The sequence below is a fragment of the Ferdinandcohnia sp. FSL W7-1320 genome (genome assembly GCF_038050315.1).
Classification (GTDB): Bacteria; Bacillota; Bacilli; order Bacillales; family Bacillaceae_L; genus Ferdinandcohnia; species Ferdinandcohnia aciditolerans.
Window position 1 is genome coordinate 4,118,929 of record NZ_JBBPAM010000001.1, and the last position, 24,963, is coordinate 4,143,891.

Genomic DNA, 24,963 nt, shown 5'->3' on the forward strand with positions numbered 1-24,963 from the left:
ATTCTTACCAGTACTTTTTCCAATCTTTTGCTAATCGAATGAGGGCTTCGAAATAATAATAATCTCCCCAAATACAGCTTTCATCGATTCCGCGGCCTCCCCCTTTATAATAGACCGCGTGTTTGAGAATTCCATTTGCTTCACTGTCAATTTCAGTTCGATAATTTTCATAAAGTGATTCAACCATCAATAACGCTGCATTTTCATATAACTTCTTATCTTCATCAGTTAGTGGTAAATACTTTGTTAATTCTAGTAATCCACAAACTGTTATAGCTGCAGCAGAACTATCTCTTTCTTCTTCACCATCAGTAAATATCAAATCCCAATAGCAAATGTAGTCTTTAGGGATTCTATTTAAATAGTAGTTTGTGAGTTTTTTCGTTAGTTCAATTAAACTCCAATCATTTGTATAGGAGTAACTTAAAGGAAAACCATAAATACCCCATGCTTGGCCACGGGCCCAACAAGAATCATCTGAATATCCTTGTCTTGTATTTCCATACAACGGCTTACCAGTTTCTGGATCCATATAATAAGTGTGGAATGTTGATGCATCTTCCCTCACAATATATTTAGCTGCTTGTTTGACATGTGTTTCGGCAATCTGATGGTATTTTTTATCACCAGTAACTTCTGATGCCCAATAGAGTAATGGTAGATTCATATTGCAATCAATAATCATTCTGCCACGCTCTGCAGGGTCATTTAGATTTCCCCATGCTTGGATAATACCCGCTTTGTCGTAATACCTAGTGATTAATAGGTCAGCCGCTTTAATGGCTGTTTCTTTTGCCTTTTCATTCCCAGTTAATTGATATGCATTCACACATGACAGCGAATATAGAAATCCTAAATCATGATGATCAACTTCAATTCGCTTTTCTAATCGTTCTACAAAGCTATCAAGCTGTTTTTCTGCAACTTTTCGATATTTCTCATCACCAGTCCATTCATAAGCTAGCCAAAGCATTCCAGTCCAGAAGCTTGTCGTCCACTCTACGTTTTCGATTGGTTTATAGACCAGATTTTCACTATTTGAATCGGGAAAGAAATCAGTAAACTCATCTAAGCTTTGATCGATTTTTGCTAATACATGGTCAATTGCTTTTTCAACAAATGCTCTGTTTACGTTAGACTTCTGTTCAAATCTTTCTTTATTTAAAATTTTTTCCGTATGTACCTCATTTACAATTACAGTCATTGTTCTACCACCTTTTTCACATGATATAGTAAAAATGGATCGTTCATTTCATTTAACCAGTCACATAATTTCCCCTCTAGTTTCGATACGATTGGATGTTTGATTGGCTCCCTGATTACTTCTGGGTGTTGTTGAAATTTATCCTCCATTAACTTATAAAACAACCTAATTTGTACATCTTCCGGAGAATATCCATTGTGAATCACATACAAATATTCTTTCGACCTTATTGCGCGCCATCCATAGGCGAGATTACTTACTCCTGCTTCTTGGAATTGCTCCAAGGCTTCTTTTCTTCCAGGATAGCAGCTAATATACGCATATTCTGGGCCTTCATTCGTTTGCTTAATGATAAAATCAGATAAATCTGTTCCCTCAACCGAATCTGGTGCTACCAAATTCATTAATGATAAAATCGTTGGCATAATGTCAACAGTATTTAACAACACTTCTGATTTTGCCTTTGGTATTTTATTAGGCCAGCGGATGATAAATGGTACTCCGATTGATTCTTCATACCATACATGCTTCGCCATTAGACCATGTGAACCCATCATCTCTCCATGGTCGGATGTGAGTACCACAATGGTATTTTCATTTAAGTTTTTTTCTTTTAATAATTCTAGAATTCTACCAAACTGCTCATCTATTCCAGTTATAGCAGCAAAATAATTAAGTTGATTTTCCTTTAACTTCTCTTCTCCGCCATCAACATGTTCTCCGGTATGAACCAATAGTGGATCACGAATCTCTACATTCTTACGAAACTTGAGATCCATTCCTTCATATACTTTTCGGTATTTATCCGGCACTTGGTCAAATGGGCTGTGTGGTGGATTCCACGAAATAAAGAGTGCAAAAGCTTTCTCTTGATCGCGTTTTTCAATAAACTCAATTGCTTTATCTGTTTCATGTTCAACGGACCATTGTTGGACTTTTATCTTTTCCGGACTATCCCCCCAGTAATGTGGAGATAAGTGGTCGTCCCAGGCACCGTATGAGTACCAATGCTGAAATCCATGACGCTTTGGACCAGGTGGGGTGTAAGCATCCCATCCTTTAGCACCTGAAGCAGGCTTATCAGTCACGTTTAGTTCAGGTAAGTCAAGATGCCATTTTCCGATATAGCAGGTTTCGTAGCCTGAATCTGCTAAGACATCACTTATACAAGTTTCATCTGGTTGTAGCATGACATCCGCACCTACTTTACAGTTTGTAAATACTCCCGTATGAATAGGATATTTTCCTGTCAGTAAAGATGCTCTGTGAGGCGAGCACAATGGAGAAACAGTCAACGCATTTGAAAAAACTGTACCTTCTTTGGAAAAAGCATCTATATTTGGTGTGATTACTTGATCCTCCTCTTCATAACCCACCGCCTGTCTTCTCCATTGATCTGCAAAAATATACACAAGGTTAGGTCTATTGTTGCTCTCCATCTAACTCACTCTCCATCATGTGGTTTTCATTTTTTCCATTAGTTTTGAACAAAATTGGATTGCTTTCCTACACCTATCCCCCACTTATTTAGTGGGGGGATGGGTGGCAAATACAATTAATACTTATATTGATTTGGAATAAGTTTTAGTTTTGTATTGAAACTAGCACCTTTTGCGTCTTGAACATTGACCTTTAATTTAATGTAAGGTTTTGTATTCACTACCTCAACGTTCTCATCTGCTTCGATTACGGAAAAGGCTTTACCATCAATATCAATTTCGATATAGCCATCGTTTTCCATAGTTGGATCAGAGACTGCAATTTCGAGAATCCCGTCTTTTGCCTGCATTGTGATGGATGCTTGCTGATAAACAGTTAAAGGCCCAACTGTCTGCTTTTCATTAACCCAAAAATTCGCCCCAATGATATGTTGTTTTTCTTCATAAACCGCCTGAACGGAATCATCATTTTTTAAGACTTTAATATCTGGGTTAGTAGCGTATTGTTTTACTTGTTCTTGATTCTTATTTGGAAGCAGGACATAAGAATACATATCTTGCTTTGGTGCTAAACCATGATCTATCCACATAGTTGCATAGGACCTGCTTACTGTATCTGTTGGTTCTGTATAATTAATGTCATACCATGTTCCAGTTCGTTCTTCCTTCTTCACGGTAATTTGTTCTTTTTTAGGGAAGTAATAACCGATATCTGCCCCTTTTACATTCCCTTCAAGGAATGCCCATTCCGCAGTAACCGTTGTTTCTTCTCCATTCTGAATTTCTCCATTAACACTTAACTTATTGGAACCATCATCCCGAATTTTTCGATTCTCTATAATCGTTTCAATGTTTCTCGTTTCACCGCTTGAAATTCCTGCGCCAAGTGCAACAATTTCATCATCAAACATAAACCAAGACTTTTTCGCGACTAATGAACTATTCCACGCATCGTAAGACATACCAGCTGTTCCATACGTGTTTAATGTAGAACCTCCCACCCATGATTGCGTGGAATTATGTTCTCCACTGCCGTCTGCTCTGTGCATGGTGTCTATCGTGGTTCCAGGCATACGGTATGGGTCGACCGTTGGCCAAAAATCACCACTGTATTGGCCTAAGTCGCCAGTATACAAATACGTCATTCCTTCTCCTGTATACCAACCTTTTCTATTCTCGTTATTCATATCTTCATAGTTTTGAACACGATTGGAATACATACTAATTCCGAATGCATAACCTAGTTTTCTATGAATGACCCGATCCATATTGGCATAGGTTACATGAAGATCTAGTTCACCTCTAGATATGACAGATGAATCATTCATTAAATTCTTTGCAAGTTTATAGTCCTTGAAGTTACTAGTGTTTTTAAAGTAATCGAAGTATGTATTCTCTTCGATCCAGAACTTTGCCATTGCTTTATATTTTGTCGCATACGGTTCTGGGGCAAATTCCGCCATCCGTATAACAGTCTTAATGATCGTTTGCCCCGCTTGATGGTCTTGTAAGAAGGACCTGGAAATTGCTCTACCTCTTACCATATCCATTAATGCCCCTTTATACATTAAGGGTTCATAGGATTTATCCACCCATTCATACACATTCTCTACATTATTGTCAGTAACTTTCCAAGTGGAATCACTTAATAGCTCTAACATATCAGTTAGCCCTTCTAAGAGGACATTACCGTAAGAGCCAGTATATGCCACATCCTCGTGCTGAATAAATGATCCATCCTCATAAAAACCATCTCCGTTAGTAACATTTAGGAAAGTCTGACTTAATGCATCCCGTGCAGCAGCAATTTTCTGACTCTCCTTTACAATAACGCCACGTACAGCAACGACTTTACTTACATCAATACGGTTTGCACCAACCGCTTCCCTGTAATTAGTAGGTGTTGTAGCTCCAGATTTGGTCGGATCAGGCTGAAAATGATCTACTACAGCTAAGTAGCGTTGTACCGTTTCCAAATCTAATGAATCGTATAGGAGAACCATCAAATCATTTAATTCCTTTGGAACTCCAATTTCCCAATGCCACCAGTTACTCCATTGATTAATACTCTCGTTATAGTGATTTTCATAGAGCCATTCTAAACCGGAAGCAATATCCTTAAATAGTGCTGGATTCTGATATAATGTTGAATGTTCATTTGCATATGCTTTCGCCATTGTTGTTAAATTACGATAACTATCCCGAATATCAGAGGAATTATCAAAAGAAGAATACTCCATCCATAAAAAGGATCTTTCCTCATTTTTGTTCATGTTTTTCCACAATTGATTCGCTCTTTTGGTTTGATTTTGAATAACTTCATTCATACGTTCATTGGCTGGATCATAATATTCAAGACCAGTTAGAGAGCTTTCCCACCTTTTCCTGAGCTCGTCATATTCATCCGTTACTGCCTCGGTAACTGTAATGGTCATTTCACTTTCTAAAGCACTATAATCAGTCTTCACATTAACAATGGCTGTACCGGCACCGATAGCTTCCACTACTCCATCTTTAACTTTTACGACTTCTTGATTGGAGGATGACCAAATGAGAGTATCGGTATCCGCATCTTGTGGTTCATGGGCTACTTCTAATACTCTAACTTGACCAGTTGTTAATGAAAGTTCAGTAGATTCTAAACCTATTTCTTCTAACGCTGGCCTTGTTATTCCTTCATTACGGTTTACTTTCACCGTAGCAGTATCGTATAAACCATTATCTGCATAAGCGATAATCGTAGTTTCCCCTACGCCAACCGCTTGTGCTTTACCATTTTCTACAGTTACAACCTCTTCATCCATAGACATCCATGAAATTGTCGAGCTAGTATTAGAAGGCTCTACAATTAAATTTAGTTCCATACTTTCCTGTTCTACTAATGTAATTTCTTCTTCATCTATTGAAATCTCTTGTGCTGGACTGATATGCTCCACCGCTACATTGTCGAACATCGCAGTTCCTGTTCCTGTTTCAAAGAAAAGCTGTACTCGAATACGATCGACGTTTTCATTCAGATGTATATCCTTTTCGATTTTAGTCCAGTCATGGGTTCCTGTGAATCGATCTGAATAAATCAACTCCAATTGTTGACTCCCTTGAAAGGTGGTTATTCGCATCCTAGCACCCTGACCACTAACTATGTTATCGGTCTTCACCCAACTGCTTACTCGGTAATGGTCCCCTCCCGTAACAGAGATATCCTGATTCACAGAAGTTCGTGCAGTTTCTTTTGCTTTGATCAGTAGTCCATATTTTCCTTCCATGCTTGCTTCTTCTGAGATTGAAACAACAGGATTCCCAGTAGGTACCCATACATTCCAGTCGGCTGCTCCTAAATCATCCCAACCCCCACTAGCTTCTACCGTGTCTTCAAACCCAGGGTTTAATAAATTTGCATTATTGGCATTGGCAAAAAGTTGATTTCCTGTAAGACTAGTTAATACTAAGAGGAAAATAATAGTTAGTATTCCTATTCTTCTCATTAATTTCACTTATTTTCTCCACTCCTACATTGGTTTCTTTACTACCACTCCTGTCATTTCCTTGGTGAATAGGAAACAGTGGGGACACGACTCGATCCACCACTGATTCATTTTTATTAACCTTTAATCCCTGATGATGCGATTCCTTTAACGAAATGGTCTTGTGCTAAGAAAAAGACAATAATTGTAGGGATAATCGCAGATACTGCAGCTCCCATCAATAAGGCATATTCAGTGTTATACTCAGTAATAAAATGCTGGATTCCTAATTGGATTGTGTATAGATGATCTGATGTAAGATAAATTAAAGGTCCAAGGAAGTCATTCCATGTATGCATAAAAGAAAAAATAACCAGTGATGCTATTGCCGGTTTTGAAAGTGGCAAAATAATCTTTAAGTAAATTCCAAATTCATTTAATCCGTCAATTCTTGCTGCCTCTAGTAATTCATCTGGGATTGATAAGAAAAATTGACGGAACAAGAATACTCCAAATGGATTAAAGGCTCCAAGTAAGATAAGCGATAGATGGTTATTAACAAGTCCTAATTCACTCATCAGCATGAATTGCGGAATCATCATTACTTGATAAGGGATCATCATGGTCGCAATATATAGGAAAAATAATTTATCTCGTTCTGGGAATCTCACTTTGGCAAATGCATATCCCGCCATCGAACTTGTTAACACGTTCAAAATTACAGTGATAACCGTTATTTTCAATGTATTTAAATAGTAAAGATGAAATGGAACCCTCGTCCACACTTCCACATAGTTACTCCAGTAAAACGTTTCTGGAATCCACTGAATTGGAATTCCAAATATTTCGGACTCTGCTTTGAATGATGAAGAGAGCATCCAAATAAAAGGAATAACCATTAATAGTGACAAGGTAATAACAAATAAATATTTTAAGAATGTACTAAATTTTATTTTCTGTAGTGGTTTTCTTTGATTTCTCTTCGATTCCACCTTTTTTGAATTCGTCACTAATTCCACGAATCGATTCTCCCCTCTTTGTCTAATATATGGCACGGTTTCATCTCTCTTATGAATTGAGGGATCTTCTTTGACCTAAATAATTTAAAGCCGTAAAAATTAGGATTAGTAAAAATAGGATATAGGCCATTGCAGAAGCGTATCCATATTCATACTCCTTAAATGCTGTGGTATATATATCGTACACAAGCACCTGAGTAGAACGACCTGGTCCTCCACCAGTTAACGCGTATACAAAGTCAAAGACTTTGAAGGAATTGATAATCGCAATAATAGAAGTAAAGAACATAATAGGTGATAACATCGGCATTGTTATTTTAAAGAATTTTGAAATGGAGCTCGCACCATCAATATCTGCTGCTTCATATACATCTTCTGGAATACCTTGTAAGCCTGCTAAAAATATAATCATGTAGTATCCAACAGAATGCCATATGTACACAATGGATACAGAAAAAAGAGCCCAGTCTGGAGAAGAAAACCATCCTGGTAGATTATCAAATCCAAGATTTGATAAGAACCCATTAACGGGTCCAGCTGTTGGATTGAAGATTAATTGCCAAACAGCAGCAACAGCAATGGTTGAAGTTACATACGGTAAAAATACAGCAGTACGGAACACTTTTACTAGTCGCATTCCTTTATTTAGTGCTACTGCAATTAAAAGTGATAAGAATAACGTTACTGGTACTGAAATGAGGGTAAACAAGATAGTATTTATCAATGAAATCTTAAAATCCGTGTCCTCAAACAATCTTAAGTAATTTTCTAATCCAATAAATTCAATTTTCCCGAACCCATTCCATGAAGTAAAACTCATAAAGAATGATGCGATGACAGGCAGGAAAATAAAAGCTAGAAAACCTAGAATGTTTGGTAGAAGAAACGAATAACCAATGAGGCGATTTCTCTTCTTAAATGACGTTTGATATTTGCTATTTTTACTCATTGTTTTTCTTCCCTTCTATGATATGAATGAGCACCGTATTGTGGCCCAATACAGTGCTCATCCCTACCATGGTTTGATGTCAACTAATATTACCTATTCTGCATACTTACTTGCCCATTCATCTTGAACACGTTTAGCAATATTATTGATAGTTTCCTCGACGGTTTGATCTCCAATTAGAGCAAGTTCTCCTTCTTGTTTATAGATTTGCTGTACGACAATGTTTTTCACACCAGGTAACATTGGATATTCTGGATATTCGACTGTTTCTAAGAAATAGTGTCCATTTTTTGGCTTTAATTCGCCATCTCCTAGATAGATCGATTTAATATCTTCATCAACATAACCTGTCAGGTATCCATCACCAGCAAATATTTCAGCACCTTGTTTTCCAGTCATATAACTTAGAAATTTGAAGGCAGCATCTTTATTTTCAGACTTTGAATTCAGCATTAATGCAACTGGTAAGGCAAGTGTTGTATTTGCTTCTACACCTTCAGGGTGTGGCACAGGAACAACGTCCCAGTCAAAGGAAATTTTTCCTTCTTCTTCAGCTTGTCGGAGCTGTGCAACATGCCAGTCACCAATAATGTTCATTGCAACATTTCCTTTTTGGAACGCAGCATTGTAATGCGCTCCAGTAGAAACTTGCTCGGACCAACTCATGATGGAACCGTCTTTTTCCAAATCTATACGATATTGTAGAGAATCTGCAAAAATACTTAGATCTTTATCAATGATAGAAGCTCCAGTTTGTACCCCTTGCATATACCATAGTTGTGGCCAAGGTTGAATAAATGCCCCGTACGTTTTGTCAGCGCCGCTTCCGCTCGTCAATTTTTTAGCTACCTCACGGAATTCTGCCCACGTCATATCCTCACTTGGGTATTCAACTCCTGCTTGATCAAATAAATCTTTGTTGTAGAACATCATATTATTTGATTTACGATAAGGAAGACCTAAAACTCCCTCTTCATACTTCATCGCATCATACATAGAGGCAAAACCTGCAACATCTAAATCACTTTTTTCAATATAAGAATCAAGTGGTTCTATAATCCCAGTATCCATCATCGTATCGATTTGACCAGCAAATACGTCATAACCTATACCACTAGAAAGTTGCATTCTAATTTTTTCGTAGTACTGTTCTTGTGGGAACGTTTCAAACTCGACGTTGATATCTGGATTTTCTTCTTTAAACTTTTCGTATGCGCTTTCAAATGATGGTAGATCCGCAGGGAATACAGCTACTTTTAGTGATGTCTCACTTGAATTTTTTTTACTAGAGGAATCACTAGAAGTATCTCCATCACCAGATGTTGAATTTCCACCACATGCTGCTAGAACTAAGATAAGAGATAAGAAGATTAGAAAACTAAAAAGCTTTTTCAAAATATTTCCCCCTTTTTTAACTTAGATTTTTTTGTATAATTACTTTGTAAAGGCTTACCTTATTGTAACTTTTCGAACTTTTTTGTAAAAGGTGAAAGTTTCATTCCCCTTCTGCAATACTTTTAAGTAAAATAATGACTATAGGAGGGTAGAAATTGTTCTTTATTGCAATTTTGTTATTATCAATTTCAATTATGTTAATCTATCGAAATATTAAAAGTTACTCAACGATATTTCTTTTTGGATTAACTGTTGGCTATACCCTTTCATTTATTGGATTGGTGCTTTACCTAAGTAAGTTCAATATTTCCTATGAATTTGTTAATAAATTTTTTAATTTTACACCAGGTTCTTGGAACTCTCTTGTATTGCATAATTTTAATCCGGATTTTCTTTTGCGAATTTTGAATTTCGGAACAATCCTTTTTTATTTTTGTTTTCTATTTTTTGCTATCTCCTACACGACTAGTAGAAAAGGCAATCGAAAAATGATCCCAATCTACATTCTCTTAACTATGATTGCAGTGCTGCAGTATTTCTTTTATGACCCAAAGCTAAACCTTTCCATACAAGACACTGCGATTGAATATAACTTACAGGGACTTTACAAATCGTACATATATTATGGTGACCGCATTTTTCTCTTTTCAAATATCGGATATATTGTGATTGGAATCTTTCTATTCATTAGAAACTATTTTTTACATTCACACGTTCGATTCATCAAAAGATATACATTATTCAATTTGATTAGTTTAATTCTGCTAGCGAGTGTTTTTTTATCTATGTTTTCCTGGGCACCAGATATGTTGGTAAGAACGACTTTTAGCACTCAATATCCTAATTATTTACATCCAGACATTCATAAATTTTTGTTGGAATTACGGATTTTACCATTAATTGCTGTTCTAACTCTAGTATTCATGGCCTACACAGTATATAAGTATAATTCAATCGAAAATTATTATAGAAATTTGATACTTATAACTGATAGAAAAATTGATACTGCTTCCTTGGGTGTTCGTGCTTTTACTCATTCCATTAAAAATCATTTAGTTGCTATTCGGTCTGAAGCAGAGTTTTTGAGAGAGCGTGTAGGTGATGATGAAGAATCTCTGTATAGTTTGGACCTTATCTATGATTCATGTCAGCAGGCATTTAATAGAGTAGAAGATGCCGGAAATAAACTAAATCAGATCACCTTGAATTTTGAACCTATTGATTTGAACGTTCCTGTAAAAACCGCTCTTAAAAGGGTTAATCTAAAAAATTCAAACATTTCTTTGAAATACCACGCTGTTAAAGACTCAATAATTGTGCAAGGAGATCCGAAACATTTACAGGAATCTATCTACAATATTATTAAAAATGCACTGGAGGTTGTATCTTCGGAAACAGGCATTATTGAAGTTGAAGTTAAGGAAATTGGAGATTGGGGAGTGATAAAAATAAAAGATAATGGCACTGGTCTACAAACCGATGATTTTAATGAGATTTTCACTCCTTTTTATTCAACAAAATCGTCCTCAACAAATTGGGGAATTGGTCTTTCTTATTGTCATAAAATTGTAACCGGTCATGAAGGAAAAATAGAAATCGATAGTGTTCGAAATAAGGGCACCCAATTTAGTATCTATTTACCGCTTTTTCTTTAATAAAACAACTTCATTCGAAGGAGGTAGCTATGAAAAAAATACATATTCTTATAGCAGATGATATTGAAGCACATCGCAGACGTTTGGAGCGTATTATTTCTTCTGAAAACAACTTTGAATTAATGGGTTCTGTTGGAAGTGGTCAAGAAGCGGTCAGCATGTCTTTAGAAAAAAAACCTGATATCATTTTAATGGATATTGAGATGGAAGATTATATGGCAGGTATAAACGCTTCCTCAGAAATAAGTAGTAAATTACCAGATACAAAAATTATTATTCTAACTGTACATCAAGATAATAACCTCGTGTTTGCTGCATTTCAAACTGGAATAGTTGACTATGTTCTAAAGAATGCGGAGAAAGAGGAAATTATCGAAGCGATTAACTGTGCTATTACAAATACATCTCCAATAAGACCGGTAATTGCAAGCAAAATCCGTGAAGAATTTGCTAGAATTAAACAACTAGAGGCTAATTTTTCTTCTATTTTTAAAATTATCTCAACCCTTACTCCTTCTGAATTAATCGTCCTAAAATTACTTTGTAATAACTATACTAGGAAAGAGATAGCTAAAGTGCGCTGTGTCGAAATCGATACGATCAAAAAGCAAGTGAATAGTATATTAAAAAAGTTTGATAAGCGGAATACGAGAGAAGTAGTAAAATTATTAGGAGAACATGAAGTTATTGATATTATCAATAATATGTCATAAAAACATTTATTGGGTGGCTTCGATAGAAGCCACCCTTTTTCCATTATGACTTTACATTGTAAACTTCAAAACCATTGTCATTTTGCTCAGTGATTATAACTGTTTCTCCGCATAATTGAAAACCATCAACTAGTAAACTATCTGCTCCAGTCAATGAAAATACTAAAATATCTTTATTACCATTGATTATGATTTCAAAGGCTATTGCTTCCGAATCTTTCTTAATGGCTCCATTTAGATGTGAAACAGATCGTTTTCTAACCTTAACCTCTTTCTTCTTTGCTGTCGCTATCATAAGGAAAGGAGCAGCGAATGAATCTTTTTCTTTATATTGAACCAATGCAGAGGGTGCAGAGCAAATTTTATTATAATGTCTTGATAGCTTACCATCTTTGATAATCACATCATCTTTATCAGAAATATTCAAAGGGATGATCCGCAGATTAGCACCACTTTGATACATGGTTGCTAACTCCCCATACTCTGTCCATTTGACTGGAGTATGTTCTGGAAAATGGAAATGTTGCTCATAGCTATGGACACCGCTTGATTCAAAAATATCAAGGACGAACCAATATTCTGTTGGGCGATAAATAATTTTCCTAGTAACATGAACAGGCGATTTCAATCTCCAATATCCTGTGTGTCCAGCCTCGGCATATTGATATTTTTCTTCGATTCGGTAAAACTGGTTTACTGGCCGTGCTGCATTTTTCCATTCCCAGGTATTGATATATTCTGAAGCGGAGACACCATCAACGGTAATCGTATTATGCCTGTTTGCCTCTTTAAAGTACCTTCTTTCTTCAGTCTCACAATACGTATAACGACCACCGTCCATTAAAAATTCCCTTCCACCAGCCATCAATTCAATATGTAGGGTATCATCATGCCCATGGCCTTTATTGACTTGTCCCATTATTCCATGGTCAAAAAGAAGGTACTCATCTTCCTGTCCCCATCCATTTCGAAAAAGGGTTACTCCTGAATCTTTAAGGTTTGTAGATGCAAATGTGGGTTCTATCTGTTGCAAAGCTTGAAATTTATGTAATCCCTTTTCCCCAAAGTACCATAGCAGATCAAATATATACGGTTCTTCGGTAAACGCCCTTAAGTCTGTACGGTTTAATAATACTGCTCCTATTGCAAAAATTTCACGCAAGTCCGTATCATCACTGTCTCCAAGCATTGGTTGATGTCGATTTGGTTTCATGAGTTTGTAAGTTGCGGTATACATTCTATTAACAGCATCCGTGATAAAGCTCGGAGTTTTAATGTCGTTCTTTTGTAAAATTAAGCTTATTTCTACTAGACAATGAAGGACTTCATGATGATACATAGGAGATTGTTCTTTTTGATAACCATCATTGTATATTTGTAAGGGTATCATTTTCTCAATACGTTGAAGACTTTCGTCAATCCACTTCTTCTTTGTTTCCTCATCCATCAGGAAAGCAGTTTGTATAAGCCCATTTAATTCTAAAAATCCCCAATTACTTTGAAAATCAAAAGCGGTAAATGAACGATATAAAAACTCACCATGCTCCTTCAATTGTTGAAGAAATAGATAGCTGTCTGATTCAGTCCAAAGTGGTGATTGCTTGATATATTGAAAACCCTTTAACCAATTTGTCACGCGGATTCCGGCATCTATTTTTCGATATGTATATGGGCGAATGGTTTTATCTTTATTTGCTTCTATCCATTCATTAAAAATTCTTTTCCAGTGAATCACATATTCTTCATTCTCTTCTACTACATAGGCCATACCGATTTCTGCCAAATAACGTTGACGATTTAACATAAAGGCCCATTCCTCGTCCCCATTAAAACAATATGTCCAATCGATAGATTCTGGAAAAAAAACTTCCTCCTCACATCGTTCCATATCCCAAGGATGAGTAAAAATAAATGTATTTTTACACGCTAACTTTGCTCGATGAATTGTTTCTTCAGTTTCTTTTTTTGTAAACTTAAGAACCGCTTTCTTTAAAAAGTCTATCTCATCAACAAATATCCCCACATCTTCTCTCCCCTATTGATTTTCAATTTTTTGAATTAATTGAGTTAATTCTATTAAGGCCATCGACTCCAAGCGATGATCAACCTCACAGAATTCTAAATCCTTTGTTACTTGGTTCGGTATCACGACACAATACATTCCCGCACGTTTAGCTGCTAATGCACCATTTGCAGAGTCTTCAAAGACTAGACATTCCTCTGGTGTCACGCCTAAGCATTTTGCTGCCTCTAAATATAGGGTTGGATCTGGTTTTACCTTTTCAACATCATCAGAAGTACGGATGCATTCAAAATAATCGAATAAGCAAAGATTTTTCAAGTGATTTGATACCCATTCGTAAGTAGAGCTAGAGGCTAAACCGATTTTCAATCCTGCTTTTTTTGCAGCTGTAAGGTACTCCTCAACTCCTGGTAATGGACCTTCATCCTTCATTCGTTCATTGAATCGGTCCCTTCTCAACTTAGTTAATTCATCGTGGTCAACTTTCCTTCCAATTTGCTCTTCTAAAAATGAAAGGGCGTTGAATCCTGCTTGCGTTCCAATTACCTTTCCCCACACGGACATTGGTAGCTCGGAACCATGCTCTTGAAAGATTTCATTTAACACATTATATTCACTGGTTTCTGTATCATAAATTAAGCCATCAAAATCAAAAATAACTGCCTTTATCACTTCACCATCTCCTGTCTATCTAATCCACCTACTATTATAAAGAATTAATAAGCAATGTCCATTTTCTCTCTACCAGTTTTGTCACAAATTGTCCACATATATATCTTCACTTCAAGATTTTACATTTTACAATCGTCTAGAGTGATACTATAATTTTTAGTATACTTTATGTGGAATGAGGGAGACGATTGAACTCTAAATCAAATGAAAAGGTACTGGAAACATATTTATTTATCGCATTTGCTGCAGCATTAATTTCCACGCTTGGCAGCCTTTATTTTTCAGAAGTACAGAAATTTGCACCATGTGAACTTTGCTGGTACCAACGTATCTTTATGTATCCACTCGTAATTATTTTAGGAATCGCTATTTTTAAAAAGAACTATTCCATTGCACTCTATACCTTTATCCTGTCATTAATCGGTGGTTCGATTTCAATCTATCATTATCTCGTACAAAAGATTCCAGCGGTTGGTGAGAACTCACTCGCATGTGGTGTTGTACCATGTACAGGCCAATACATTAACTGGTTTGGTTTTGTAACTATACCTTTTTTAGCATTAATAGGTTTTACAATTATTGCAATAACTAGTTTTATTACACTAAAAAAATTGAAAGAAGGGAAATAAATCTTGAAAAAAGTTATTATTTTTACAGTTATTATTGTTGCTATTTTCGGAGCATTAGCTTTTGTAACAACTACTCAAAACAAACAACAATCGGAAGGTAATCCTTATGGGAAAGATAAGCTAGATCCTGCTACTGTTAAACAGCTCGATGATCCAAACTACGGAAATCAAATTTTACCTGACGAATTAGAAACAAAATTAGAAAATGGTGAAACCATGACTGTTTATTTTTACAGTCCAACATGTCCACATTGTCAGGAAACAACTCCAGTCATCATTCCAATGGTAGATGAAATGGGACTTGATTTAAAGAAATACAATCTTCTTGAGTTTGAAGAAGGTTGGAATAAATATGGAATTGAGTATACCCCTACATTAATTCACTTTGAAAATGGTGAAGAAGTATCACGTCTTGTTGGGTATCATCCAGATCATAACGAATTTAAAACTTTCTTTGAAGGTGCAATGGCAACTTCAAAATAAAAGAAAATCCCTACTCTATGAGCAGGGATTTTTTTATCCTTGTCTAGCTTCAAGCACCATCTGTCAGCGCTCATCTTATGCTTGTCGCACTTGCCAGGACTGCTAGGATTCCAGCGTTAGGCACATGGCGTGCCTGTTATTAGCTGGAATTGAGTGCCTTGCGCTTTTCGACTAAAGGCTAACGCTACCTTTATGTATTAAGCTAGATATTTATTGGCTGGTTTTGAATATTTACTTAATACGTCTGGATTATTCACACATTGAAACTCTTCGATAGTGAATGGAAACAAATAGCCGTAATCATTTAAGATTTGCACATTTTTGGCAAAGATTTCCCCGTGATATTCTTGGTAGCCTTCTTCCCGAATTGTTTCCAAAACAGCAATAATCGCTTGAAGGCTTGACATGACTTTAAAAGCCTTATCCAATGTTCGATTATAGTATACGTCTTCCTCTTTTGGTGCTAACACATTCCACTTTTCAAGTTTTGTAATATACTCATCTTCAAAATAGGTTGGAAAGATTGAAGAATACATATAATCGACTAGCTCCGTAATATGATGTTCCTGCTCAGGAGTTGATGCTACTACAATTTTCAATGTAAAACCCACCCTTGTATCTCCATAGTAATAAGAATAGAATAACACAGGATTCTTTGTTTTTGGTACGGTAAGTCTTTCCTCCATAACCACCTTTCTCTTACATTTATTACGTGGATTGGATATACTTTTAAAAGACAGAAAACAGATAAAATCTAAAGGATGGTTGCATGTTAACAAAACGATTTGGAGAATGGTTCGAAGTTACTGTTCCGAGTAATTGGGAAGGTATCACCATTGAAGACGTTCTAAAGACTGAATGGACAATGCCGAAGCAAATGCTTCATCAGTTTCGTATGGAAAAGGGGACGAGACTTAACGGGGAAACCAAGAATTTAAACACGTTGCTTAAACAAAATGATAAACTTCAAGTTCGTCTTTTCCCTGAAGAGGAATATGGAGTGTCACCAGAATATATAGCTGACTTACACGTTTTATACGAGGATGACCATCTCCTAATTGCAAATAAACCAGCAGGAATGGATACACATCCAAATGAGGAAAGTCAACTAGGCACACTTGCTAACGCGATTGCCTACCATTTCCAAGCGAACGGAGTGCACACAAAGGTTCGTCATATTCATCGCCTTGACCGTGACACAACAGGAGCTGTAATTTTTGCGAAGCATAAATTAGCTTCATCAATTTTAGACCGCAGATTGGAAAAACGTGAAATTAAGCGGACTTATATAGCTTTAGTGCATGGAATAATCAAACAAAAAAAAGGAACGATAGATGCCTCGATTGGTCGGGATCGACATCATCCGACTCGTAGAAGAGTATCTCCAACAGGACAAAAGGCGATTACAAAATTTAATGTCATTCAAACAATCGACAATAAAAAAATGACATTGGTGGAGCTTGAACTGTTAACAGGTCGTACTCATCAAATACGCGTTCATATGAGCCATCTAGGGTACCCACTTGTGGGAGATACCTTGTATGGTGGACAACCAATTGTTCCAAGACAAGCACTGCACGCTGCCAAAATTAGCTTGCTGCACCCTCTTACAAGCGAGAAAATTATGTGTAAGGCACCTTTTCTGGATAACTCGCTTATTTTTTCATAATGCATCCATCCAATTTTCCACATACTGGGTATTGGATACATGCAGGAATTTCTTTTTTCCTGTATAATATTGGACACAAAGTGAATAAGGAAAGGAGTTTGCCTTTGCAGGACTTACTTATTTACCTCATATTAGGTCTTTGTGTTGGAGTAATGTCGGGCTTTTTTGGTATCGGCGGTGGCTTTATTCTTACACCAACATTAATTCTAATGGGATTTTCTCCGGTTATAGCAATCGCAACAAGCCTTTTATATACAGTTGCAACATCACTTTCTGGTGTTTTTGCACATTTTCGCCTAAAAAATATTAAATGGGAAACATCGATTATGATTGGGATAAGTGGAATTATTGCCACTCAACTTGCTCACCCATTTGTATTATTACTTGGAAAGCATCAGTTGGAAAATACTATAATTCCATTGATGTATATTGCACTTATTTTATATTTTTCAATTTCAATACTTGTGAGTAATTCGTCAAGTAAAGTGCAAACCATTCATAATACCAAATATTCATATGTGAAGATTGTGTTAATTGGTTTATTCGCAGGTTTTATTTCAACTGTATTAGGTGTAGGCGGAGGATTTATTATAGTTCCTTTATTGATTGGAGTTCTCGCCTTTCAACCAAAGTATGCGGTTGGTACAAGCTTGCTAAGTGTATTTATGATTGTAATAGCAGGTTTTACCACATATGCATCTACAGTTGAACTTGATTTTGGTGTTATCGGGAGTCTTATCGTTGGGGCATTAATTGGTGGTCAGCTTGGTGCAAGAGTTACAAATGTGTATGAGGATAAGCAGGTTCGTCACTTCTTAGCTGGTTTGTATATTGCTACCGGGTTGAGCTTATTACTAAAGTTGTTTCAAATGGACCTTCTTGGATTACTAATACTGTTCTCCTATTGCCTCTATATGCTTTTACATTTTTTACTTCATACTCTTAAGGTACGTCTTAAGGAAAAGGAAGTTAGTTAAAACAACATCCCTATATATCTAGTGGATGTTGTTTTTGTTTTTTACATGCAAAAAATAGGTAAGAACCTTTTTTTCAACATCTCCATGTTCGTCCATTTCAAATTAGCTGTATTACCATACGATGTAGTATCTCTTTAAATAAGGAGGTGCTATATATGAGCAGTGGATACGGAAGCAGCTTTGCGTTAATCGTAGTTCTATTTATCCTATTAATCATTGTGGGTGTCTCTTATGTTAGATATTAATCTATAAGTTTTAAGCGAATCCACCACGTGTATCCCTATTATATCTCCTCATTAAGTGGTTTCAGAGGCAAAGACCTTTGGAACCCTATTTTATTAATACCTATTCAACCAGTTGATGACATCCATAAACACTTCTTCTTTATTTAATTCATTCAAAATTTCATGTCTACTATCTTCATAGAGTTTCACGGTTACATCCTCGATGCCTAATTTTATATACATATCAGCAGCTTGGAGAATCCCCTTTGAAAAATTACCAACCGGATCTTTATCACCTGCTAAAAAGTACATCGGTAAGTCTTTAGGTATATTAATATTTGCACTATGTTTATTTACTTTTGCTACCCCACTAACGAGATCATAAAAGAAGCCTGCTGTGAAAATTCCACCACAGAGTGGGTCTTCTATATACTTATTTACCTCACTATCGTCTCTAGTTAGCCAATCAAACTCAGTTCGAGTCGGTGTAAAAGCTTTATTATAACTACCGAACGTAAGCTTGTTCATAAGGGAACTACTTGTTCTCTTTCCTTTTCGTTTCATTTCAAGCTTTGCGATGCCAATTCCAACCTGCCCAATAAGTCCGGGATTGCCTCCTGTACCCGATAGAATAACACCAGCTAATTGGTCACCATACGTTTGTATGTATCTCCGAGACAAGAATGAGCCCATACTATGTCCGAATAAAAAAATGGGTTTGTTCGGATAATCCTTTTTAATGATATTTGTTAGGTGGAGCATGTCTTCAACGACTAGATCAAATCCATTTTCCTCTGCAAAAAAGCCCATCTGGCTTGCGTTTTTTCCCGTTTTTCCGTGGCCCCGATGGTCGTTTCCGTAGACGACATATCCTTCTTGTATTAACGCTTTTGCAAATAAATCATAACGCTCAATATGCTCAGCCATCCCATGAGCAATTTGGATAACGCCTTTTGGCGATATATTACCTTCAGTTTCCCATTTTTTATAGAATATCGTGATACCATCATTCGTTAAAAATGTAAAATCCGTACATTTCATCTATATAGCCTCCTTTTATATCTATTATATGAAATGAATTAGGCAAATAGATATAGATTTGGTAACAACCGCCTATTTTCATTTACTAGAGGGTTCGGTAAAATGAAGTCATAAACAACAAATGCTGTGATGTTAGTTTCCTAGTATTGTTTCAACCGAATACTAAAATCTTGGGAGTTTAAGAGACTAACCTGCAACACCATGCCATTTCCTTTTGTGGAAGGTGACGCAAGTTATGCAAACACCCACCTGTCAGAGTGCAGGTTGAGAAACAATATGGGGACGGCATTTGTGGCATTCCCTTTGTGATAAAGCTGATTCCGTTCATGCGGAATCAGCTTTTTGTTTCCCTTATATATCTCTTTCTTGTTTCCATTTTTTGTGCATATAATAGAAGGGGTAGATGAGAAAAATAATGAGGGGATGAAAATATGAGTCTTTTTACAGTGAAGGGTACGTGGACTGGGAATAGAAACGGGGAAGGGACGATTACCACCGATGGACTTCATACAGTGGTTTCCGCACCAAAACAACTCGACGGTCCGGGTAAAGGAGCAAATCCTGAAGAATTACTAATTGCAGCAGCTACAAATTGTTATATGCTTACTCTTGCGGCTATTTTGTCTAATCGTAATATTGAATACACTCATCTCGATGTTGAAACAGAAGGGACAGTCGGAAAGAATGGAAAGCGCTTAGTCTTTGAAAAGATTGTCCATAAACTAGTTATTTATGTGAAACAAGCTGACGAAGAATTACAAGAAAAATTAATTCAACTTGCACACCGTGCAGAGACAGCCTGCTTTATTTCACAAACACTGAAAGGAAATGTTGAGGTATCCGTTGAACCTGTTGTTAACGTTATTGATTAGCTAGTTCGTTACACCCCTTTTAGGGATACTGCTAATTGGTGGCAAACCAAAAAAGGGGTGTTTATTTCTGAATTATGTAGTGGCAGTATTTTGTGAACATCGGTAGTAAATCATGATTATTGACAGTAATTCATCAAAAATAAAAAAGGCAGTGCGCTCACACTACCTTTCCCATTCCGATTATTCAACTTCGGACACCAAAGTACTGATTTTCCCCTCGTTTGTCCGAAGATACTACACCTTTGGTCACCTCAGCTCATTTTTCATCTTTGCTTGTCCGAAGATACTACAACTTCGGACACACCAGTGTTGATTTTCCCCTTGCTTGTCCGAAGATATTACAACTTCAGACACCTCAGCTCATTTTTCACCTATGCTTGTCCGAAGATACTACAACTTCGGACACACCTGCTCATTTTTCACCTATTTTTGTCCGAAGATACCACAACTTCGGACACACCAGTGCTGATTTTCCCCTTGCTTGTCCGAAGATACCACAACTTCGGACAGAGCAATGCTGATTTTCCCTTGCTTGTCCGAAGATACCACAACTTCGGACACCTCAGCTCATTTTTCACCTATGCTTGTCCGAAGATACTACAACTTCGCACACACCTGCTCATTTTTCACCTTTGCTTGTCCGAAGATACTACAACTTTGGACACACCTGCTCATTTTTCACCTTTGTTTGTCCGAAGATACCACAACTTCGGACAGAGCAATGCTGATTTTCCCTTGCTTGTCCGAAGATACTACAACTTCGGACACACCAGTGATGATTTTCCCTTCGCTTGTCCGAAGATACCACAACTTCGGACAGAGCAATGCTGATTTTCCCTTGCTTGTCCGAAGATACCACAACTTTGGACACACCTGCTCATTTTTCATTATTGCTTGTCTTATCCTCTTTGAGCTTGATATACCTTTAAGTTTGAATAGATGATCTCTAATAATGGAGTTTCGATGCCTTTTTCCTGGGCAATTTTATATAAATAACCTTGTAATTGATCAGCCTCTACGTCAAAACCTTTTTCCATATCACGCTGCATCGATGATTTCATATCATAACTCAATAAATTCGTTGTTTTTAAATGTTCTTCCTCTATGTCCTGATCAATAGGTGCACCAATTGCTCTCATCACAGAACCGATTTCTTTGTAAAGGTTTTGAATAAGCTTTTGACCATTCTGTTCTTCTCGAATTGGACCAATTGCTGATCTCATTAACGTTGTAATGCCTGAAAAACCTGTGATAAACATATATTTATGCCACATCTCTCGATCAATATTATCGCTTAATTGAATCGTTGTTTTCGTTCCAGACATGACATCTGCCAGAATTTCAATACGCTTCGTTCTTTCTCCTGAAAACTCACCGAATAAAGCACGATGACCTGGGCTTGTCTGAATGATTTTCCCCTCGGAATCCAAAGTTGATTCTATGAAGCATAGACCACCAATTACATTTCGGGTATTAAACCTGGATTTAATGACATCCACATGACTGTAACCATTCAAGAGCGGAAGAATCATTGTATCCTTGCCCACATATGGCTCAATACTTTCTAAGGCACCTTCAAGGTGATATTGTTTTGTTGAAAGAATGATAACATCGAATGGACCTGCCTCATCACCCGATTTAATTGTTTTCGGTTGAAGTGTCACATTTCCATGGATGCTTTCAATTTGAAGCCCATGTTTTTGGATTTGTTTTTGTCTATTTTCACGAACCAGGAAAGTAATGTCTTCCCCCTTTTCCAATAAGCGTCCTCCAAAGTAGCCACCAATTGCCCCAGCTCCTACAACTAGTATTCTCAAATTCTGCAACCCCTTTCATTATGACTGTATTATATTATAGCAAAAAAAGACCAGATAAGTACTGGTCTCTTAATCTCTCATTTTTTAGTTAGATACATAATTTGCTGCGGAACGAACTTCGATAGTAAGTGAACCGCCTTTTACAGCCGATTTCAATACCACTGGATATGGACGATTATTTGAAAACTTAAAGTCTAAATACGGATACGCAACTGTCGCGTCATGCCCAACTGGAACATAACCAACTGGTTTTGAGTGGTGATGGACCTCAATCATTTCAAGTCCCGCCTTTGCAACCGCATTATATAGAGTACTAGAAGTTTGACATACTCCTCCCCCATATCCAGGAACAAATTCCTTGTTCACGATTACGGTCGCAAGCGCATAGCCATTTTCTTTTGAGGCATTTCCAACTACTGTATTGAAATAGAAACGGTCCCCAGGTCCCAATACTATATCATTAATTTGATCTGCAGACTTTTTGATATTAAAGCTTCTTCCTTCTACAGAAGCATCAAAATACGTTGTGAAGCTTCCAAGCACAACTTCATTAATACCTTGTACTTGATCTTGTGTAACATTTGGATTTGTTTCTTCAATCGGAAGTATAACTTGCTTATTAAAAATCGAATTATCTAGTAATCTAGTGACAAGCTCATCTTCCTTTAATATCATTTGGCTTTGACCTTGTTGTAATTCTCCAGAAGTACTAAGTTTTGCAGGTATCATTGGTCGATCAATCGTTGCTGCTAAATCACTTGCTATTTGTATTGCTTTTGCTTTTAATTCTTCTTCATTTTGATATTCATCCATGTTCAGAACTTCAATGACACTGTTATCTCGAGGATCGATGATAGAAACTTCCCGTACATCAACGCCTTGCTTTGTCTCAATTACTTCAACAGGCGCTACCTGATGAAGCTCTACAGTCACTGGTTCTTTTTCGATGAGACTGCACCCACTCATTAATAGTACACCTAATAATAATGGCAAAGTTGTTTTCTTCAAATTACTCTCTCCCATAGTTTAATTGTCTTTCTTTTCTTTGGACAATGTTACAAATATTAAGAATGGCTAACAAAAGAACTTACAATGGAATCTTATTAATGAAAAATGAATATATTCCAATTTACTGTAAGTATTTAAATTCCTTCTCGTACTAGGGATATAGACTGAGATGTTTGATAGATGGAAGTGAATGTAGTGGTAAGAATAGTAGTTTAGCAGTAGAAGAAAATAACCTTTTTCACCTCATTAGACGTTGAATAGCTTGTATTTGTTACTAACTTTTGAAATATTTGTCATATTTTTATTATACGTTCTTTCTAAAGAACAAATCAACTAAAAAAACTGCAATCAGAGACATTTGATTGCAGTTTTTTCTTTATATGAGAATCACAAAAATAAGCCAACTTTTATTCTTGAGATAGTTCCTTTGATTTTCGAGTACAGCTTTCCATCGCTGCGATAATAGCCGCGCGAAAGCCCCTTTCTTCAAGGGTTGCAATCGCTTGAATCGTTGAGCCACCCGGTGTGCACACATCGTCTTTTAGTTCGCCAGGATGTTTTTCGGTTTCCAATACCATTTTTGCTGCGCCAAGTATTGCTTGTGATGCAAGTTTATAAGCTTGTTTTCTAGGAATTCCTTGCATAACCGCTCCATCTGCTAAAGCTTCAATAAACAAATAAGCATAGGCTGGTGATGATCCACTTACTGCAGGAATGGCATCCATAAGGCGTTCTTCGATAACCTCAGTTTTTCCAAAACCGTCAAATAGTTGGGTGATTTCTGATAAATCTTCAGTCGTAACATATGAGTTTTCGCAAAGTGCACTCATTCCTTCGCCAACTAATGAAGGTGTATTAGGCATGGAGCGAACTGCCTTTATAGGTTTTTTAAATTGGTTTTCGATAAAATCAAGCGTTATCCCAGCTGCAATTGTAATGATGATCGCCTCTTCTTTTACGACCTCTTTAACTTCATTAATTACCTCAGCATATAAATCTGGTTTTACGGCCAGAAATAAATAATCAGCATGTGTAGCTACTTCTATATTTTTCAATGAAGTTCCGACCTCGTATGTTTTCTTTACGAATTGCAATGTTTTTTCAGTTTTTGCACTCACAATAATTTGTTGTGGAGTGACCACTTCAGAAGCGATGATCCCTTGTATCATAGCTTGGGCCATTTTTCCACATCCAATAAAACCAATTTGTTTGTCCATGTTGTACCTCCTCTATCCTCTACTTTTTCCATTATAGAGAAGTTCTAAGAATAAAAAAACTTAGATGACCCGTGCATAGAATTGGAAAGAGCGGTTAAGATAATCCAAAAAAAGAGGTGAAAAAGATGTATCGATTTGAAAGACTCCTTGATACCGTCTTTGGGTATACAGGCTGGCATGACCTTACAAATACAATGATTCACAGTGAACAAGAACTCGGATCATTATATGAAGACGAAGAAGATGATCCGGTCATGTAATAAAAGACTCCTGGAATGCTTCACTGAGTTCGGTCTGAGTTGAATAGTTCAATTTATCATGATAAGTTGCACATGATTTCTAATGTCAATTAACAATAAAAAAAGCTACTGAGAGATAAAAATCGGAAAAGCTTCGGACATGCATTGGGAAATATGAGCAGGTTGTGTCCGAAGTTGGGGAATCTTCGGACAAGCATAGGTGAAAAATGAGCTGGGGTGTCCGAAGTTGTAGT

Annotated in this window: 22 protein-coding genes and 1 other RNA gene; 10 read left to right on the plus strand and 13 right to left on the minus strand. The window is 36.7% G+C overall.

The genetic code is table 11. The features are described 5' to 3' along the window. Positions 1-4: 4 nt before the first annotated feature. The 6 genes from NST91_RS20185 to NST91_RS20210 form a co-directional block, all read right to left on the minus strand. Positions 5-1,204 (minus strand): glycoside hydrolase family 88 protein, encoded by a 1,200-nt coding sequence (locus tag NST91_RS20185; protein ID WP_341332578.1) that lies wholly within the window; start codon positions 1,202-1,204, stop codon positions 5-7. After that, on the minus strand, positions 1,201-2,643 hold the full coding sequence (locus NST91_RS20190) for a sulfatase family protein (protein ID WP_341332579.1): 1,443 nt from the start codon (positions 2,641-2,643) through the stop codon (positions 1,201-1,203). Before NST91_RS20190 ends, NST91_RS20185 begins: the two co-directional genes overlap by 4 nt. 116 nt (positions 2,644-2,759) lie before the next feature. After that, positions 2,760-6,128 (minus strand): polysaccharide lyase family 8 super-sandwich domain-containing protein, encoded by a 3,369-nt coding sequence (locus tag NST91_RS20195; RefSeq protein WP_341333572.1) that lies wholly within the window; start codon positions 6,126-6,128, stop codon positions 2,760-2,762. Positions 6,129-6,244: 116 nt separating this feature from the next. Continuing rightward, entirely contained in the window at positions 6,245-7,126 is an 882-nt protein-coding gene (locus tag NST91_RS20200) for a carbohydrate ABC transporter permease (RefSeq protein WP_341332580.1), read from the minus strand. 49 nt (positions 7,127-7,175) lie between these two features. After that, on the minus strand, positions 7,176-8,075 hold the full coding sequence (locus NST91_RS20205; RefSeq protein WP_341332581.1) for a carbohydrate ABC transporter permease: 900 nt from the start codon (positions 8,073-8,075) through the stop codon (positions 7,176-7,178). A 93-nt stretch (positions 8,076-8,168) separates the two neighbouring features. Next, positions 8,169-9,470, minus strand: a complete 1,302-nt coding sequence (locus NST91_RS20210) for a sugar ABC transporter substrate-binding protein (protein ID WP_341332582.1) — start codon at positions 9,468-9,470, stop codon at positions 8,169-8,171. Between the two features lie 155 nt (positions 9,471-9,625). Here NST91_RS20210 and NST91_RS20215 point away from each other — a divergent pair, with 155 nt between their 5' ends. Further along, entirely contained in the window at positions 9,626-11,125 is a 1,500-nt protein-coding gene (locus NST91_RS20215; protein WP_341332583.1) for an ATP-binding protein, read from the plus strand. A gap of 29 nt (positions 11,126-11,154) precedes the next feature. Further along, complete coding sequence (locus NST91_RS20220) at positions 11,155-11,838, plus strand: response regulator (protein ID WP_341332584.1); 684 nt, start codon at positions 11,155-11,157, stop codon at positions 11,836-11,838. 43 nt (positions 11,839-11,881) lie between these two features. Here the strand turns inward: NST91_RS20220 and NST91_RS20225 are convergent, their stop codons facing one another. Then, complete coding sequence (locus NST91_RS20225; protein ID WP_341332585.1) at positions 11,882-13,861, minus strand: alginate lyase family protein; 1,980 nt, start codon at positions 13,859-13,861, stop codon at positions 11,882-11,884. 12 nt (positions 13,862-13,873) lie between these two features. Then, positions 13,874-14,533 (minus strand): HAD family hydrolase, encoded by a 660-nt coding sequence (locus NST91_RS20230; protein WP_341332586.1) that lies wholly within the window; start codon positions 14,531-14,533, stop codon positions 13,874-13,876. 188 nt (positions 14,534-14,721) lie between these two features. Between NST91_RS20230 and NST91_RS20235 the strand changes: the two genes are divergently transcribed. Both NST91_RS20235 and NST91_RS20240 read left to right on the plus strand, forming a co-directional pair. Continuing rightward, on the plus strand, positions 14,722-15,162 hold the full coding sequence (locus NST91_RS20235; protein ID WP_341332587.1) for a disulfide oxidoreductase: 441 nt from the start codon (positions 14,722-14,724) through the stop codon (positions 15,160-15,162). 3 nt (positions 15,163-15,165) lie between these two features. Further along, positions 15,166-15,645, plus strand: a complete 480-nt coding sequence (locus NST91_RS20240; RefSeq protein ID WP_121449459.1) for a DUF6568 family protein — start codon at positions 15,166-15,168, stop codon at positions 15,643-15,645. A gap of 197 nt (positions 15,646-15,842) precedes the next feature. Here NST91_RS20240 and NST91_RS20245 read toward each other — a convergent pair whose 3' ends face one another. Next, positions 15,843-16,331, minus strand: coding sequence for a DUF5365 family protein (locus NST91_RS20245; protein ID WP_121449458.1), 489 nt, complete (start codon positions 16,329-16,331; stop codon positions 15,843-15,845). Between the two features lie 83 nt (positions 16,332-16,414). On the opposite strand from NST91_RS20245, the gene NST91_RS20250 reads away from it, so the two are divergent. The 3 genes from NST91_RS20250 (at position 16,415) to NST91_RS20260 (ending at position 18,536) form a co-directional block, all read left to right on the plus strand. Beyond that, positions 16,415-17,314: an RluA family pseudouridine synthase gene (locus tag NST91_RS20250; RefSeq protein ID WP_341332588.1), complete on the plus strand. Its 900-nt coding sequence runs from the start codon at positions 16,415-16,417 to the stop codon at positions 17,312-17,314. A gap of 104 nt (positions 17,315-17,418) precedes the next feature. Then, positions 17,419-18,291, plus strand: coding sequence for a sulfite exporter TauE/SafE family protein (locus NST91_RS20255; protein WP_341332589.1), 873 nt, complete (start codon positions 17,419-17,421; stop codon positions 18,289-18,291). A gap of 155 nt (positions 18,292-18,446) precedes the next feature. Further along, entirely contained in the window at positions 18,447-18,536 is a 90-nt protein-coding gene (locus NST91_RS20260; protein ID WP_121449455.1) for a YjcZ family sporulation protein, read from the plus strand. A gap of 93 nt (positions 18,537-18,629) precedes the next feature. On the opposite strand, the gene NST91_RS20265 is transcribed toward NST91_RS20260, so the two are convergent. Next, positions 18,630-19,556, minus strand: a complete 927-nt coding sequence (locus NST91_RS20265) for an alpha/beta hydrolase (protein ID WP_341332590.1) — start codon at positions 19,554-19,556, stop codon at positions 18,630-18,632. A gap of 118 nt (positions 19,557-19,674) precedes the next feature. Between NST91_RS20265 and ssrS the strand changes: the two genes are divergently transcribed. Further along, positions 19,675-19,858, plus strand: a non-coding RNA gene (gene ssrS, locus NST91_RS20270) — 6S RNA. A gap of 129 nt (positions 19,859-19,987) precedes the next feature. Then, a complete protein-coding gene (locus tag NST91_RS20275) occupies positions 19,988-20,428 on the plus strand; it encodes an OsmC family protein (protein WP_341332591.1) in 441 nt (146 codons plus the stop codon). Between the two features lie 899 nt (positions 20,429-21,327). On the opposite strand, the gene NST91_RS20280 is transcribed toward NST91_RS20275, so the two are convergent. The 3 genes from NST91_RS20280 to proC form a co-directional block, all read right to left on the minus strand. Then, positions 21,328-22,245 carry a ketopantoate reductase family protein gene (locus tag NST91_RS20280; RefSeq protein ID WP_341332592.1) on the minus strand — a complete coding sequence of 306 codons (918 nt, stop codon included), beginning with the start codon at positions 22,243-22,245 and terminating at the stop codon, positions 21,328-21,330. 84 nt (positions 22,246-22,329) lie between these two features. Beyond that, the gene (locus NST91_RS20285) at positions 22,330-23,253 is read right to left on the minus strand and encodes a VanW family protein (protein ID WP_341332593.1); all 924 of its coding nucleotides are present in this window, start codon (positions 23,251-23,253) and stop codon (positions 22,330-22,332) included. A 407-nt stretch (positions 23,254-23,660) separates the two neighbouring features. Continuing rightward, a complete protein-coding gene (gene proC / locus NST91_RS20290) occupies positions 23,661-24,470 on the minus strand; it encodes a pyrroline-5-carboxylate reductase (RefSeq protein ID WP_341332594.1) in 810 nt (269 codons plus the stop codon). A 125-nt stretch (positions 24,471-24,595) separates the two neighbouring features. Between proC and NST91_RS20295 the strand changes: the two genes are divergently transcribed. Then, the gene (locus NST91_RS20295; RefSeq protein ID WP_341332595.1) at positions 24,596-24,730 is read left to right on the plus strand and encodes a hypothetical protein; all 135 of its coding nucleotides are present in this window, start codon (positions 24,596-24,598) and stop codon (positions 24,728-24,730) included. The last annotated feature ends 233 nt before the right edge of the window (positions 24,731-24,963 follow it).

Coding starts and splice junctions, on each gene's coding strand:
- NST91_RS20185 (WP_341332578.1), bottom strand. CDS start 1,204: ATGACTGTAATTGTAAATGAGGTACATACGGAAAAAATTTTAAATAAA.
- NST91_RS20190 (WP_341332579.1), bottom strand. CDS start 2,643: ATGGAGAGCAACAATAGACCTAACCTTGTGTATATTTTTGCAGATCAA.
- NST91_RS20195 (WP_341333572.1), bottom strand. CDS start 6,128: ATGAGAAGAATAGGAATACTAACTATTATTTTCCTCTTAGTATTAACT.
- NST91_RS20205 (WP_341332581.1), bottom strand. CDS start 8,075: ATGAGTAAAAATAGCAAATATCAAACGTCATTTAAGAAGAGAAATCGC.
- NST91_RS20220 (WP_341332584.1), top strand. CDS start 11,155: ATGAAAAAAATACATATTCTTATAGCAGATGATATTGAAGCACATCGC.
- NST91_RS20245 (WP_121449458.1), bottom strand. CDS start 16,331: ATGGAGGAAAGACTTACCGTACCAAAAACAAAGAATCCTGTGTTATTC.
- NST91_RS20250 (WP_341332588.1), top strand. CDS start 16,415: ATGTTAACAAAACGATTTGGAGAATGGTTCGAAGTTACTGTTCCGAGT.
- NST91_RS20260 (WP_121449455.1), top strand. CDS start 18,447: ATGAGCAGTGGATACGGAAGCAGCTTTGCGTTAATCGTAGTTCTATTT.
- NST91_RS20265 (WP_341332590.1), bottom strand. CDS start 19,556: ATGAAATGTACGGATTTTACATTTTTAACGAATGATGGTATCACGATA.
- NST91_RS20275 (WP_341332591.1), top strand. CDS start 19,988: ATGAGTCTTTTTACAGTGAAGGGTACGTGGACTGGGAATAGAAACGGG.
- proC (WP_341332594.1), bottom strand. CDS start 24,470: ATGGACAAACAAATTGGTTTTATTGGATGTGGAAAAATGGCCCAAGCT.
- NST91_RS20295 (WP_341332595.1), top strand. CDS start 24,596: ATGTATCGATTTGAAAGACTCCTTGATACCGTCTTTGGGTATACAGGC.